At 60.3% G+C, this 13,284-nt stretch carries 10 protein-coding genes and 5 pseudogenes; 6 read left to right on the top strand and 9 right to left on the bottom strand.

The annotated features are described in order from the left end of the window. The first annotated feature begins 39 nt into the window (after positions 1–39). On the top strand, positions 40–1,710 hold the full coding sequence (locus tag KFK14_RS07315) for an FAD-dependent monooxygenase (protein ID WP_212610414.1): 1,671 nt from the start codon (positions 40–42) through the stop codon (positions 1,708–1,710). 49 nt (positions 1,711–1,759) lie between these two features. On the opposite strand, the gene fghA is transcribed toward KFK14_RS07315, so the two are convergent. The 5 genes and pseudogenes from fghA to KFK14_RS07290 form a co-directional block, all read right to left on the bottom strand. Continuing rightward, positions 1,760–2,593, bottom strand: a complete 834-nt coding sequence (gene fghA / locus KFK14_RS07310; RefSeq protein WP_212611076.1) for an S-formylglutathione hydrolase — start codon at positions 2,591–2,593, stop codon at positions 1,760–1,762. 5 nt (positions 2,594–2,598) lie between these two features. Continuing rightward, positions 2,599–2,766 carry a hypothetical protein gene (locus KFK14_RS07305; protein ID WP_212610413.1) on the bottom strand — a complete coding sequence of 56 codons (168 nt, stop codon included), beginning with the start codon at positions 2,764–2,766 and terminating at the stop codon, positions 2,599–2,601. A gap of 17 nt (positions 2,767–2,783) precedes the next feature. Next, on the bottom strand, positions 2,784–3,272 hold the full coding sequence (locus tag KFK14_RS07300) for a zinc-binding dehydrogenase (protein ID WP_281417187.1): 489 nt from the start codon (positions 3,270–3,272) through the stop codon (positions 2,784–2,786). Positions 3,273–3,510: 238 nt separating this feature from the next. Further along, positions 3,511–4,278, bottom strand: coding sequence for an IS21-like element helper ATPase IstB (istB, locus tag KFK14_RS07295; protein ID WP_212609136.1), 768 nt, complete (start codon positions 4,276–4,278; stop codon positions 3,511–3,513). Then, positions 4,275–4,886, bottom strand: a pseudogene (locus tag KFK14_RS07290) (Mu transposase domain-containing protein); the annotation flags it as partial. The pseudogene KFK14_RS07290 and the gene istB (KFK14_RS07295), both read right to left, overlap by 4 nt. A 151-nt stretch (positions 4,887–5,037) precedes the next feature. Here KFK14_RS07290 and istA (KFK14_RS07285) point away from each other — a divergent pair. Together istA (KFK14_RS07285) and istB (KFK14_RS07280) are read left to right on the top strand one after the other, a co-directional pair. Further along, positions 5,038–6,300, top strand: a complete 1,263-nt coding sequence (gene istA, locus KFK14_RS07285) for an IS21 family transposase (RefSeq protein WP_127692189.1) — start codon at positions 5,038–5,040, stop codon at positions 6,298–6,300. Further along, the gene (istB, locus tag KFK14_RS07280; protein WP_212608798.1) at positions 6,297–7,157 is read left to right on the top strand and encodes an IS21-like element helper ATPase IstB; all 861 of its coding nucleotides are present in this window, start codon (positions 6,297–6,299) and stop codon (positions 7,155–7,157) included. Before istA (KFK14_RS07285) ends, istB (KFK14_RS07280) begins: the two co-directional genes overlap by 4 nt. A 78-nt stretch (positions 7,158–7,235) precedes the next feature. Here the strand turns inward: istB (KFK14_RS07280) and istA (KFK14_RS07275) are convergent. After that, positions 7,236–8,117, bottom strand: a pseudogene (istA, locus tag KFK14_RS07275) (IS21 family transposase); the annotation flags it as partial. A gap of 106 nt (positions 8,118–8,223) precedes the next feature. Here istA (KFK14_RS07275) and KFK14_RS07270 point away from each other — a divergent pair. Both KFK14_RS07270 and KFK14_RS07265 read left to right on the top strand, forming a co-directional pair. Next, the gene (locus KFK14_RS07270) at positions 8,224–8,817 is read left to right on the top strand and encodes an LLM class flavin-dependent oxidoreductase (RefSeq protein WP_212610411.1); all 594 of its coding nucleotides are present in this window, start codon (positions 8,224–8,226) and stop codon (positions 8,815–8,817) included. Positions 8,818–8,921: 104 nt separating this feature from the next. Then, a pseudogene (locus tag KFK14_RS07265) lies at positions 8,922–9,730 on the top strand (IS3 family transposase); the annotation flags it as partial. Positions 9,731–9,939: 209 nt separating this feature from the next. On the opposite strand, the pseudogene KFK14_RS07260 reads toward KFK14_RS07265, so the two are convergent. Beyond that, positions 9,940–11,236 (bottom strand): annotated as a pseudogene (locus KFK14_RS07260) (IS110 family RNA-guided transposase). A 153-nt stretch (positions 11,237–11,389) separates the two neighbouring features. Between KFK14_RS07260 and KFK14_RS07255 the strand changes: the two are divergent. Beyond that, positions 11,390–11,752, top strand: a pseudogene (locus KFK14_RS07255) (integrase core domain-containing protein); the annotation flags it as partial. A gap of 24 nt (positions 11,753–11,776) precedes the next feature. On the opposite strand, the gene KFK14_RS07250 reads toward KFK14_RS07255, so the two are convergent. Next, on the bottom strand, positions 11,777–11,947 hold the full coding sequence (locus KFK14_RS07250) for a hypothetical protein (RefSeq protein ID WP_212610410.1): 171 nt from the start codon (positions 11,945–11,947) through the stop codon (positions 11,777–11,779). A 246-nt stretch (positions 11,948–12,193) separates the two neighbouring features. After that, positions 12,194–13,123, bottom strand: a complete 930-nt coding sequence (kce, locus tag KFK14_RS07245) for a 3,5-dioxohexanoate:acetyl-CoA acetone transferase (protein ID WP_212610409.1) — start codon at positions 13,121–13,123, stop codon at positions 12,194–12,196. Positions 13,124–13,284 lie beyond the last annotated feature (161 nt).

Here is a 13,284-nt window from a genome sequence, read left to right as displayed (position 1 = left end):
GTTCCGAAACACTATCGCGCAAACCTGAAAGGCGACATCATGTCTCAACCGATCGAAGTGCCTGTTCTCATTGTCGGCGGCGGCCCCGTCGGCCTGACGATGGCGGCCGAGCTGTCGCATTATGGCGTCTCCTCCCTTCTGGTGGAGCGCAATCCTTCGACCACGCGTCATCCGAAAATGGACCTTACCAATGGGCGAGCGATGGACCTGTTCCGCCGGATCGGGCTGGCGGATAAGCTGCGTGCGGCGGGAGTGTCCCAAGACAGCAATTACGACATTATCTGGGCGACGGATCTCAAGCCCGGCTCTCATGAGTTGCACCGCTTCTGCTATCCCTCCAACCGAATCGAATATTGGCGCCGGCGTAACCAGAATGATGGCGCCCTCTCGCTCGAACCACCTCTACGGGTCAGCCAGATACTGATCGAGCCGCTGATCCGCGAATTTGCCGAGAGCAAGCCCGGTGTCCAGACCCGCTTCTCATGCCGCCTCGAGAGTTTCACTGAGGATCCAGATGGCATCATTGCCACAATCGTCGATGAGCACAGCGGCGAAACCCAGCAGGTGCGGGCCAAATATCTGGCAGCCTGCGACGGCGGCAACAGTACGGTCCGACAGCAGCTCGGCATCGAGAGCGAAGGCAATCTCGGCGCAGCCCACATGTATTTGGTGCATTTCCGCTCTCGGGATTACGCATTGTTGCACCAGTTCGGTCAGGGCTGGCATTACCAGACCGCCTGGGGGCAGATCGTCGCACAGGACGACAAGGAGGAATGGACCCTTCACTCGCTCGTCCCGCCAGACGCCGGCTTTGAATCGATCGATCCACGCAAGCTGGTGACCCAACTAATGGGAACGGATTTCGATTTCGAGGTGCTTGTCGCCAATCCGGTGACGCTGAACTACCAAGTCGCCCATCAATATCGCGTCGGCCGGGCGTTCCTCGTCGGCGATGCGGCGCATCAGTTCGTCCCGACCGGCGGCTACGGAATGAATACCGGCATCCCGGAAGTTTCGAATCTCTCGTGGAAACTTGCCGCCGCATTGAACGGCTGGGGTGGCGACAGGCTGCTTAGCTCCTACCATGACGAGCGCCAGCCGATCGCCCGCATCTCGAAATCCACGTCGGAGCGCCACCTTGGCATCCGTGCAGCAATCTACCGTCTTTACGAGCAGGCCGGCGAGATCGTCGGGGACAGCGCCGAGGCCAAGGCCGCACGGATGAAAATGGGACGGAAGATCGCAAGGCTGGGCAATATTGAAAATGAAGCTTGGGGAACCGAACAGGGGTATCGCTACTATTCCTCCCCCGTGATCGTAGACGAACCCGGTTACCCGCCCGTCTTCGACATGCTGTCGGTGACGCCGTCGACCTGGCCAGGTTCGATATTGCCGCATATGTTCCTGGCCGATGGGACCGCTGTTTACGATCACCTAGGCAAATGGTTTACGTTGCTCGTGCTGGAAGATTGCGACACCGCACATCTCGAAGCGGCGGCAAATGGGGCCGGTGTTCCGCTTGACATCGTCCATCTGCGTGATGCCGATGTCCGTCAGGTTTATGAAAAGCCTCTAATCTTGGTCAGACCCGATCAGCACGTCGCGTGGCGTGGCGATACTTTACCCGCGGTTGCAGCCGCAGGTGCATGGCGCAAAGGCGAAATCATCGAAACGTGCGAGGATTTGATCGCCAAGATTAGGGGAGAATAGGGGCTGCGAAAGCAAATGGGTCGGGACAGCGTACATCGCGCTGTCCGGTTCATCCTTGCAGCCGCGCGGCATGCCAGCCGACATGCTCGGCCATGAACGTCGAAATGAAGTAATAGGAATGATCGTAGCCGCCCTGCATGCGGATGGTTGCGGGCATGCCGGCACGGGCCACTGCTTCTTCCAGCAGGTACGTCTTCAACTGTTCAGCCAGAAAATTGTCCGCCGTCCCCTGATCGACCAGCAGATCGGGCAGGCGCGCGCCATCGTCGATCATGGCGCAAGCGTCATATTGCCGCCAGTGGGCCCGGTCAGCCCCGATATAGCCCGTCAGCGCCTTCTCGCCCCACGGACAATGCAGCGGGCTGACGATCGGGGCGAAGGCGCTGACCGAACGGAACCGACCCGGATTGCGCAAGGCGATAGTCAGCGCGCCGTGGCCGCCCATCGAATGGCCGGTGATACCCTGCCGCGCCATATTGACCGGGAAATGCTGCGCCACCAGCGCGGGCAGTTCTTGCTCGATATAGCGGCGCATCCTGAAATGCGCCGCCCAAGGCGCTTCCGTCGCATCGACGTAGAATCCGGCCCCCTTGCCGAAATCATAGGCTTCGTCATCCGGCACATCGTCGCCGCGCGGGCTGGTATCGGGGGCCATGAACACGATCCCGTATTCGGCGCAGGCTGCGCGATATGCGCCCTTTTCGGTGACATTGGCATGGGTGCAGGTCAGGCCCGAAAGATACCACAGCACCGGCAGCACGGCCCCCGGCGCGTGATCGGGCACGAAGACCGAAAAAGTCATCGGCGTGCCCGTGGCGACGGAAGCGTGGGTATAGACGCCCTGTATGCCGCCATGGGCCCGGTTGGTGGAGACGGTCTCCAAAGCACTCACAACCGGTGCAGGCCACACAGCTTGTTGCCGTCAGGATCACGCAGCTTGAAGCGATGGTCGGCCTTGCGCAGCAGCGACCACGCCGTGTTGGGCCTGTAGCTTCCCTCGGCCAATGACCATTGACCTTGCGACTCAGCGATTTGGTGGATACTATGGCTCATCATTTAATTAATCTCCACAATTACCCTACCCAGTCCCCCATGCGCTTCTCGGCGGCGCAAGGCTTCCCAATCTGCTCAAACGAGAAAATCTTATCTATGGGCATGTTATAGATGCCTTCTTCCATGCCCGTTACCCAAGTTTGCATTTCATTCTTCCCTGGCCAAAGACCGGTGCGAGTAGTCAATCGAACTGAATGCGGGATATAGGAGATTGGATGAGGAGATATGAGTGCACCTGAGTGCACATCGCTGTATTCTCCAAGAACCCCTACTAGACAGGTGACTCCAAGCGGCGCCATCGATCCCAGCGTATCCGCAAGATTTGAAAATCCAGTAACCTGAAGAGCGACATTGACCCTGCCCCCTATTTTCCTGGCAAGTTCGCCATCATCCAATAGGGCTTCGTCCACGCCATGATCTTCCAAGCCCTGGATCTTGGAAATGTTGCGAGTGGTGCTGATGACCGTCATGCCCGCCGCCTTTGCCAACGTTGCAGCCGCTAGTCCCACACCCGAAGTGCCGCCCCGCACAAGAAGGGTCTGGCCGCCCTGCGCCCCACAAACATTAAACAAGGCGTCAAAGGCCGTCGCAAAAGCACCGGGGATTTTCGCTAAGCTAGTCTGTCAACGGCGGCGTAAAAGTCGTCCATTGGGCGGAGCAAAACCAGGCCACTTGATCCGGGTGTTGGCGAGCGCCGGGAGGGCGTAGCCCGAGCGGGGGTCGCCAACACCCGGATTGCCGTTTCTGTCAGGGGTTGGGACGTGCTTTGCGTGCCTGGCTCTGGGCCAGGCGATAGCTCTCGCCGTTCATCTCGAGGATGCTGACGTGGTGGGTGAGCCGGTCGAGGAGCGCGCCTGTCAGGCGCTCGGAACCGAACGTCTCGGTCCATTCGTCGAACGGCAGGTTGCTGGTGATCAGCGTCGAGCCGCGTTCGTAGCGCTGTGAGATCAGCTCGAACAGCAGTTCCGCGCCGGTTTTGGAGAGGGGCACGAACCCCAGCTCATCGATGATGAGAAGCTTATAGCCGGTCATCTGCTTGTGTAAGCGCAGTAGGCGGCGTTCGTCGCGTGCCTCCATCATCTCGCTGACCAGCGCGGAAGCAGTGATGAACCCGACCGTCAGGCCCTTCTGGCAGGCCGCCAGGCCAAGACCGATCGCGACATGGGTCTTGCCGGTCCCCGACGGGCCAAGGGCGATGACGTTCTCGCGACGGGTAATCCAGTCACAACGCGCCAGTTCGAGCACCTGCATCTTGTTGAGCTTCGGAATGGCGGCAAAGTCGAAGCTGTCGAGGCTCTTGGCGGCCGGGAACCGCGCGGCCTTGATCCGGCGCTCGACCATCCGGCGTTCCCGGTCGATCAGTTCCAGTTCGACAAGCCGAGCAAGGTAGCGGACATGATCTACGCCCTCTGCTGCGCATTGCCGGGCCAGCTTGTCATGCTCGCGCAGGAAGGTTGGCAGCTTGAGCGCCTTGAGGTGGCTGGCGAGCAGCAGTTCGGGAGCTTGGCTGCTCATGCCGCTGCTCCGCCGGTCAACAGCCGCATGTACGAGCGCGCCGATGTTGTCTCCACTCTGGCCCTGGGCAGGTAGGGATAGATCGCCATGTCCAGTCGGGGCGGGCGGCGCTCCACCCGGCATAACAGGAGATGCTTCACCGCATCGAAGCCGATCGCGCCCATATCAAGGGCCTGCTTCACCGCGCCATGCAGATCGGCCAGAGCGAAGCTCTCCAGCAGGCGCAGTACCTGCACATATTCGCGCCGGCCATGCTTGCCCATGCGCGTCTCCATCAGCCGGCGCAGCGTTGTAAATACCTCGGGCAGGTCCCAGCCCTGCAATGGTGCGGCCTGATCGAGGGCATTGATCTTCTGTTCGATCAGGGGAAGGTAATGGATCGGATCGAAGATCACATCCTCGCGCTCGTAGCTGCGCACATGGCGGGCAATGATCTCGCCCCGGCAACCGATCACCACCTCGTCGACATAGCCCCTGATCCACACCTCCTGGTGGCCGAAGCGCACCGGCACCGAGTAATCGTTGGTCCGGTAACGCACCAGCGCCTGCGATGAGACCTGGCCGCTGGTCTGGTCACAGGCCTCGAAGGGGGAAGCCGGCAGTTCCTGCTGTCATCGGTCGTGCAATTCTCCGCAAAAGTGGGCTTTGAAAATTCCCTAGTTGGTGGCCCCTTCATCTCATTCTGCCGGGGCTAGCCCCGGCAGAATGAGATGAGCCGACATTGTCCTCATCTCCTTTGCAGACGCGGAGACGGGGCCGATGATCCGACTTGGAGAATTGATGATGATCCTCGAACTACATCGGCAGGGTGTATCGATATCCGCCATTGCCCGACGCACTGGTCGCGATCCCAAGACCATCCGAAAATATATCGAACGGGGCATCGAGGCCCCGGTTTACGGCCCTCGCATGCTGGGTCGACCGAACAAACTGGCACCCTATCTGGAATTTTTGCGTGAGCGAGTGACGGCCTTTCCCGATCTGACTGCGGCGCGCCTGACGCGGGAAATCCGTGAGCTGGGATATATGGGCGCCTATACCGCGGTAAAGCGGTTCCTGGCAGCGATCCGGCCGGAAAACGGGCCTAAGCCCTTTGAGGTTCGGTTCGAGACGCCGCCTGGCGTGCAGGCACAGGTCGACTTTGCCCGGTTCGTCGTCGAATTTACCGATGAGCCCGGCGTCAGCCGGATCGTCTGGCTGTTCAGCCTGGTGCTGGGACATTCGCGCTTCCTGTTTGCGCGCTACGTCATGCATCAGGATCTCCAAAGCCTGTTGCGCTGTCATATGCAGGCCTTTGAAGCGCTCGGCGGCGTCCCGATCGAGATCCTCTACGATCGCATGAAAACCGCTGTGACCGGGGAAGATGATCAGGGCCACATCATCTACAATCGATCATTGCTGGCTCTGGCCGGGCATTATCGCTTCGTGCCGCGCGCCTGCCGTCCCTATCGGGCCAAGACCAAGGGAAAGGTCGAGCGGCCATTCAGCTATATCCGCAAGGACTTCTTCCTGGGCCGGAGCTTCCGCAATCTGGACGATCTCAATGTCCAGCTGATCGACTGGCTCGATACCGTCGCCAACGTCCGTGTCCACGGCACGACGCAGCGGATTATTGCTGAAGCCTTCGCCGCCGAGCAGCCTGAGTTGCAGCTGCTCCCGGCGGGCCGCTTTGACGCTGTTCTGAAGCTGGAGCGCCGCGTCAGCCACGATGGGATGGTCTCGGTCGGCGGCAATTACTACAGCGTTCCCGATCGCACCCGGCGCGTCGTCGAAATCCAGCAGTTGCCCGACAAGATCCGGATCGTAGACCTGGGCCAGGTCATTGCCGAGCACCCGGTTCTTGAGGGGCGCCGGCAGTACAGGATCGATCCTGCGCACCGGACAGGCAGCAGCGGCGCCAAGCGCCGTATCCATGGCAAAGAGGTAATCGCCATCGGTCGTGTAGGCGAGCATGTCACCGTGCGCTCCCTGGCCATCTATCAAGCGATCGGCAGCCAACTGGCGCGGGGAGAACGGCCATGAACCATGGGGGTGCCGCATCCCGCGTCGATAATATCCGCCGCAGCCTGGTCCATCTCAAAATGCCACGCGCCCTGGAGATGCTCGACGCCACCCTGCGCGGCATAGAGCAGGGCAAAATCGATGGCATCGAGGCCATCGACATATTGCTGAACGAAGAACTGTCGCTCCGGGAGAACCGCAGGATCAAGGCAGCCCTGCGCATGGCAAGGCTGCCGATCATCAAGACGCTGGACGGATATGACTTCTCCTTCCAGCCATCGCTCGACCGGAACCGCATCCTGGCGCTCGCTGGCCTGGACTTCATCAACCGGGCCGAGGTGGTGCATCTGCTGGGCCCGCCCGGTACCGGGAAAAGCCATATCGCCACGGCCCTTGCCGTCGAGGCCGTGAAGGCGGGCAAGAGCGTCTACTTCATCCCGCTCGCCGATCTGATCGCTTCACTGACCAAGGCTGAACGCGAGGGCACGTTGCGCGAGAAGATCCGCTTCCTATGCCGATCCTCCCTGCTCGTCGTCGACGAGATCGGGTATCTTCCCGTCACGCCCGGCGGCGGCAATCTCTTCTTCCAGCTCGTCAACGCCCGATACGAAAAGGGTGCCATGATCCTGACATCCAACCGCGGCTTCGCCGAATGGGGTGATGTCTTTGGCGATCCGGTGGTGGCCACCGCGCTGCTCGACCGCCTTCTTCACCACGCTGTGGTCGTCCAGATCGAGGGCTCCAGCTATCGCATGCGACAGCACGCCGACCTGCTGCCCGAGCATGCGCGCATGGCACCGTCCATCAACCCACCGCCCTTGCCGAAACGGCGCGGCCGCCCGCCAGCAAAGGAAAAGCCCGATCTCCATCACGGCTGATCACCGACACCAACCCTCCCGCCAAACTAGGGAATTTTAGATGCCCACTTTTGCGGAATCTTCGGTGCCCGTTGACACCTGCATCGCCGCCAGATCGCGCCGCAGCCTCTCGCCAATCGTCTCACTCTCGCCCCGCAGCCGGTCGTTCTGCCGTTTGCGGCATTGCTCCTCGAGCCACAGGTTGAACGCCTCCCATGTCGGGAACCGGGGGATCGGCACCATGAAGTTGCGCCGGCAATAGCCGACAAGACCTTCAACGCCGCCCTTATCGTTACCCTTGCCGGGGCGGCCGTAACGATCACGGATCAGGTAGTGCGACAGGAAGGCGCTGAACAGCCTCGCGCGCAGCCGCGTCCCGTCAGGCAGGATCTTCGAGACCAGGCAGCGGTCGTTGTCGTAGACGATCGACAGCGGCACCGCGCCGAAGAACGCAAAGGCGTGGACATGGCCGTCCATCCAGGCCTCGGCAACGGCAGCCGGATAGGCGCGTACGTAGCAGGCGTCGCTGTGCGGCAGATCGAGCACGAAGAAGTGCGCCTTCTGCTCCACCCCGCCGATCTCGACCAGAGCTTCTCCAAAATCTGCCTGCCCATGGCCGGGTGCGTGTGCCAGCGGCACGAACATCTCCCGGCTGCGCTGATCCCGATCCCGGATGTAATCCTTGATGATCGTGTAGCCTCCGGTGAAGCCATGCTCTTCGCGAAGGCGATCGAACACACGCTTCGCCGTATGGCGCTGCTTGCGCGGGACCGACCGGTCCCCATCCAGCCAGCCGTCGATGATCGGTATGAACGCTTCCAGCTTCGGTCGCCGCACCGGGGCGCTGCGACGGTAACCGGGCGGCTCGGAATACGACAGCATCTTGCGGACCGTGTCGCGCGATATGTTGAAATGCTTCGCTGCCGCCCGGGCGCTCATGCCGCCCGCGCAGGCAAGACGAACCTTCAGGTAAAGTTCCACGGTGTAAATCCCTCATCCCTCCTCGCCAGCATCGCGAAAAGGGAAAAAGTGGACGACTTTTACGCCGCCCGCAGCAGCACTTCGCCGCCGCTACCGTGGTCTAATTTTGCACCGCCGTTCTCAATTATCCCAGGGCCGTTTCGCCGTTACCCCTACGGTAGGCTGGCAGGAGGAGGAATATCGCGCGCTTGGTGTTCCTTTTGAAAAGCGCGGCAAATTGCTGGATGAGCACCTTGAAATCTGGCACAAGGTTTGGGCGGAAACTGGAAGTTCCTATTCGGGCGACCATTACAGCTTCGACGAGATCTATTTCGAACCCAAGCCGTGGACTCCAATGGGGCCTGAAATCTGGATCGCAGGTGATAAGCTGCACCCCGCAGCCCTCCGCCGCATTGCCAAATATGGCAACGCATTCGCACCGCTCAGCATGCTTTCAAATGACGATATGGCTCGGATCAACGAAGCCATGACAGAAGCGGGCCGCGACCCTACAACGCTGAGTTTTGTGGGCTTTATCCAAGGTGAATTCAAATCCCCCACTGGGCCGGCCGACATCGATCAAGCGTTGAAATCGGTGCCAAAACAGGTTGAACATGGCTCGACGACATTCCTGTTCAAGCCCGACCAGTTTGTAAATTCACCGGACGAACTGGAAGATTTGTGCAAATATGTGGTGTCTAGTTTGAAAGCTATAGGTTGAACGCCAAATTTTCGGTGCTGTCGTTTAATCGTGGCCCGTGACGTGACCCCCTGATTTTCCTCCAAGTTCGATTAGAGTCCGGCCCTGATAGAAGGACGGACGAGATGAAGAGAACGAGGTTTACCGAGGAACAGATCATCGGGATACTGAAGGAGGCGGAGGCCGGCGCGAAGACCGCTGACCTGGCCCGGAGATACGGGGTTTCCGAAGCGACGATCTACAACTGGAAGTCGAAGTACGGCGGGCTGGAAGTGTCCGAGGCCCGGCGACTGAAGGATCTTGAGGGCGAGAACGCGAAGCTCAAGCGGCTGCTGGCCGACACGATGCTGGACAACGTTGCGCTGAAGGATCTTCTGGCAAAAAAGTTCTGACGCCCGCTGCGCAGCGGGAAGCTGTGTCTCATCTCCAGGCTTGTTACGGGATGAGCGAACGGCGGGCGTGCCGTGTCATCGGTGCCGATCGGGGGAGCGTGCGTTACCGTTCCACGCGGGACGATGATGCCGATCTGCGTGAGAAGCTGCGCGAGCTGGCCAACCAGCGTCGCCGGTTCGGCTATCGCCGTCTGCATATCCTGCTGCGCCGGGAGGGCGTGATGATCAACCGCAAGAAGACCCAGCGCCTCTACCAGGAGGAAGGGCTGGCGGTCAGGCGTCGCCGTAGTCGCAAGCGTGCCGTTGGAACGAGGGCGCCGGCTCCGGTGCTTGCTCTCCCGAACCAGCGGTGGAGCCTGGACTTTGTGCACGATCAGATGGCGTCTGGGAGACGGTTCCGGGTGCTCAACATCGTCGACGACGTGACCCGGGAGTGCCTGGCAGCGGTGCCGGACACCTCGATCTCGGGCCGCCGTGTCGTGCGCGAACTGACGGAGCTGATTGCCCAGCGCGGCAAGCCGGGGATGATCGTCAGCGACAACGTCCTAGGTCGGGAAGCAGCTGTGGGACAAGGCCAGCAGGTCTCGTTGCGCCGATCATGACCGGCGCAAATGTCTTTTTGATCCAGATGGCTTCCATCGTCAAGGAATGCGCTCTCGGCCATAGCAAACACAGGATCCAGCGGCCGCATCGGTCGTGGTCCTAACCGTCCTTAAAATGAGATGCGGATGCCAGATGGAAGGCCCGAACATTATCTACAGGGTCGCAGTTGCGCCCTCACGGCACAGCAGAGAGGGGTCCTTCCATCTGGTGTCCGCCCGTTCGAGGAACGGGCGGTACTCGGTTCCCGTCTTGATGACGGCGTGCGCGACGCGCGCCATCTTGGCGGTGAGTGCAGTCATTGCCTTGCGGCGGCGATCGGGGTCGTTGGCGTGTCCTTCCATGTATCGGCCCAGCTTATCGCGAAAGCTGTTGTCGCGTTGGCGAGCGGCGACTTGTGCGGCCATCCAGAAAGTGCGGCGCAACCGAGCATTACCATACTTGGAAAGCTTGGTCCGACCGCGGAATGTGCCGGACTGGCAGGTGGCCAGATCGAGCCCGCAGAACTTGAGGAACTGGCGATGGTGGGCAAACCGTCGAAGGTCCCCGGCCTCGGCGAGGATGGTCAGCGCGTTGATCGGGCCGATGCCAGGGATCATACGAAGCAGCTGGTAGTCACGGTTCTCGCTGAGCATGGCATGGGCGGCTCGCTCGATCTCGTCACGTTGGCGGATCAGACTGCGCGCTTGCGCGATGACCATGCGAAACATGGCAATCGCCACAGAATCCTCATCGACCGGCAGTGCGACGGATGCGCAGGCGGTCTCGTAAATATCGTTGATTAATCGAGCCTTGGAGACCTTGCGACCGACCAGTGACCACGCCTCGCGCGTGAATGCTTCCTGGCCAAGCGCTGTCATGCTCCCGGGCGTCGGAAACCGCTCGAGCAAGGCAAGAAACCAATCAGACCTGCTGTTGCCGGCGAAGCGCTCGATCTCTGGGAAGTAGAGCGGCAGGTAATGGGTCAGGATCCGGTGCCAGGTCTGGGTCTTGGCTTTGGAGATGGCCTCGTGTGTCTTCGACATCTCCTGCAGATCGTTAATCCCGGCGGCAAGCGGATCGACGTAGCGCTGGGTGGCGCCAATCCGCAGCATATGCAGGATCACCTGCGCGTCCTTGGAGTCGTTCTTGTCCCAGCCATTATGTAGAGCCTCTCGGGTCCGGGCCAAGGCTACGGACGAGATCAGGCGCAGCTCGAAACCTGCTGTGAGCAAGCGGTGCGCCAAGGTGCGGTGATAGTTACCGGTCGCCTCGAAGCCGACGACAATCGGTCTGCCAATATCAGCCAGAACGGACGCAAGGCGGTCGTAATCGGTCTTCGTCGCCATCACTGTCATACGCCGTCGCCGCCCGCCCTCCGGGCGTTCGATGAGGACCTCCTGGCGGTGCTTGGACATATCGATGGCTACCAGCACGGCATCGGCGGGTGTAGAACTGAGCTTGGTCATGGTCGGTCTGCCTCCAAAGTGTTGAGTCGACAACTTCACTTTAGAGACCTGATGACCGGTCATGACCGCCTTGATGAAGCCTGCGGGCGCTACGCGCCCTTGTCTCCATCAAGGCGAGCGCTGCCTTCGAGAGGCAGCTTCCCAATGTGCTATGGCACCGAACTGACCAGCAATGCGGTGCTGGCATGGTGCGGGGAGATGGGCGTAGAATGGCATTACATCGCGCCGGGCAAGCCGATGCAGAACGGCTTCTGCGAAAGCTTCAACGGCCGGATGCGCGATGAACTGCTAAACGAGACGCTGTTCCTCAGCCTGGCGCATGCCCGCGTCGAGATCGCCGCCTGGGTGGAAGATTACAACCGGGAGAGACCGCACTCCGCTCTTGGCTACGCAACCCCGGCGGCATTCGCCGCCGAACTGAATAAGCAATGGCCTGCTTCGCTACGCCCTACGGGCTCCGCTACGCAGGCCATTGCTTCAACCGCGCTCATGCGCAAAAAGACGGCTCGACTCTAATCCCAGCTGGAGGAAAGCTCGGGGTCACGTCAGCTCCTCTCCGCTGACAGCGGCGATCGCAATTGGAACTTCCTGGACATTTTCAGCGCGCTTCTGCGCCGTGACGACGATTTCATCCAAGGCAAGGCCGCCGCTGGATTCTGACTCGGTCTGAGCCAATGCGGGCGAGGACAATGCCATGATCGACACGCCCATCAAAAGTGTGAAAGCTCTCATAACAATGCCCCTCCTTTTTTGCTCGCCCGAATCATATTCAGAGCGATTTCAATCTGACCACTAGGTCAGTATAAATAGCGTCAAATGTCAATACCCGCGCTGAAACTCTTGACACGAAAGCTCCGCGAATTTTCGTTCAGCCCGGCATGTTGCAAAAGGCGCGCCGCCCTATTGAGCCTTATCCGCCTCTTGTCTGATCGCAGGGCGATGATTGTGCGGCCAAGGTCAGAAACTTACCTTGTCTCCGCCCTTCAACTCGAGGATTTCGCGCGCGTCGTCCGGCGTTGCAATCTCCAGTCCCAGGCCTTCTATAATCTGGCGCACCTTGCTTACCTGCGCCGCATTGGTTTCGGCCAGCTCACCATGACCAAGCCAGAGCGAATCTTCCAATCCCACGCGGACGTGGCCGCCCATGGACGCCGCCATCGCGGCCACGCGCATCTGGTTTGCGCCCGCGGCAAGAACCGACCATCTGTAATCGTCACCGAACAGGCGGTCCGCCGTTCGCTTCATATGCATCACGTCTTCGGAATGCGCACCGATACCGCCCAGCAACCCGAAGCAGGTCTGGATAAAGAGTGGCGCCTTGACCAAGCCTTCCTTCCAGAAATAATGGAGATTATAGAGATGACTGGTGTCGTAGCACTCGAATTCGTAACGCGTGCCGGTCGCGTTCAGGGTCTCCAGCGCGTAGCGAATATCGTTGAAGCTGTTGCGGAAAACGAGGTCGTGGGAACCCTCCAGCATCTCCGGTTCCCACTCATATTTGAAGTCCTTGTAGCGCTTCAGCATGGGGAAAAGACCGAAATTCATCGAGCCCATGTTGAGGCTGGCAACTTCGGGCTTCCACACTTCGGCGGGCTTCACGCGGTATTCCACCGGCATATAGGGTGATGCGCCGGTGGTGAGGTTCACGACCACGTTGGAACTTTGCTTGATCACCTTCAGGAAAGGTTCGAAATCCTCGGGTGTGTGCACCGGCTTGCCGTTTTGCGGATCGCGCGCGTGAAGGTGGACGATCGCCGCCCCCGCATCGGCAGCGCCCAATGCGCTCTCCGCGATTTCAGCGGGCGTCACCGGAAGATGCGGCGACATGGACGGGGTATGGATGGACCCCGTGATCGCACAACTGATAATGACCTTATTGCTCGCCATATAGCGCATCCTTCCCTAAATCTTCGCATCTGCCGGCACGATTATCCGGCGATGAAATGGTTCTTTCGGCGGCAGCTCCGCTTGACCCAACATGAATCTGGCGGCCGGATAGCTTATGCCCCCTGTGTGCCCATTGCCGGGTCGGGCTACCAGCATGCTGA

It is taken from the genome of Sphingobium phenoxybenzoativorans (assembly GCF_018286635.1).
Taxonomy (GTDB): domain Bacteria; phylum Pseudomonadota; class Alphaproteobacteria; order Sphingomonadales; family Sphingomonadaceae; genus Sphingobium; species Sphingobium phenoxybenzoativorans.
The sequence above is the reverse complement of the archived record's forward strand: the minus strand, read 5'-3'. Positions and strand labels throughout refer to the sequence as shown.

Excerpts from the sequence above, each read along its gene's own strand:
- istB (WP_212609136.1), bottom strand. The coding sequence starts at position 4,278 with ATGAGCAGCCAAGCTCCCGAACTGCTGCTCGCCAGCCACCTCAAGGCG.
- istA (WP_127692189.1), top strand. The coding sequence starts at position 5,038 with ATGATCCGACTTGGAGAATTGATGATGATCCTCGAACTACATCGGCAG.
- KFK14_RS07315 (WP_212610414.1), top strand. The coding sequence starts at position 40 with ATGTCTCAACCGATCGAAGTGCCTGTTCTCATTGTCGGCGGCGGCCCC.
- kce (WP_212610409.1), bottom strand. The coding sequence starts at position 13,123 with ATGGCGAGCAATAAGGTCATTATCAGTTGTGCGATCACGGGGTCCATC.
- istB (WP_212608798.1), top strand. The coding sequence starts at position 6,297 with ATGAACCATGGGGGTGCCGCATCCCGCGTCGATAATATCCGCCGCAGC.
- KFK14_RS07305 (WP_212610413.1), bottom strand. The coding sequence starts at position 2,766 with ATGATGAGCCATAGTATCCACCAAATCGCTGAGTCGCAAGGTCAATGG.
- KFK14_RS07250 (WP_212610410.1), bottom strand. The coding sequence starts at position 11,947 with ATGGGCGTGTCGATCATGGCATTGTCCTCGCCCGCATTGGCTCAGACC.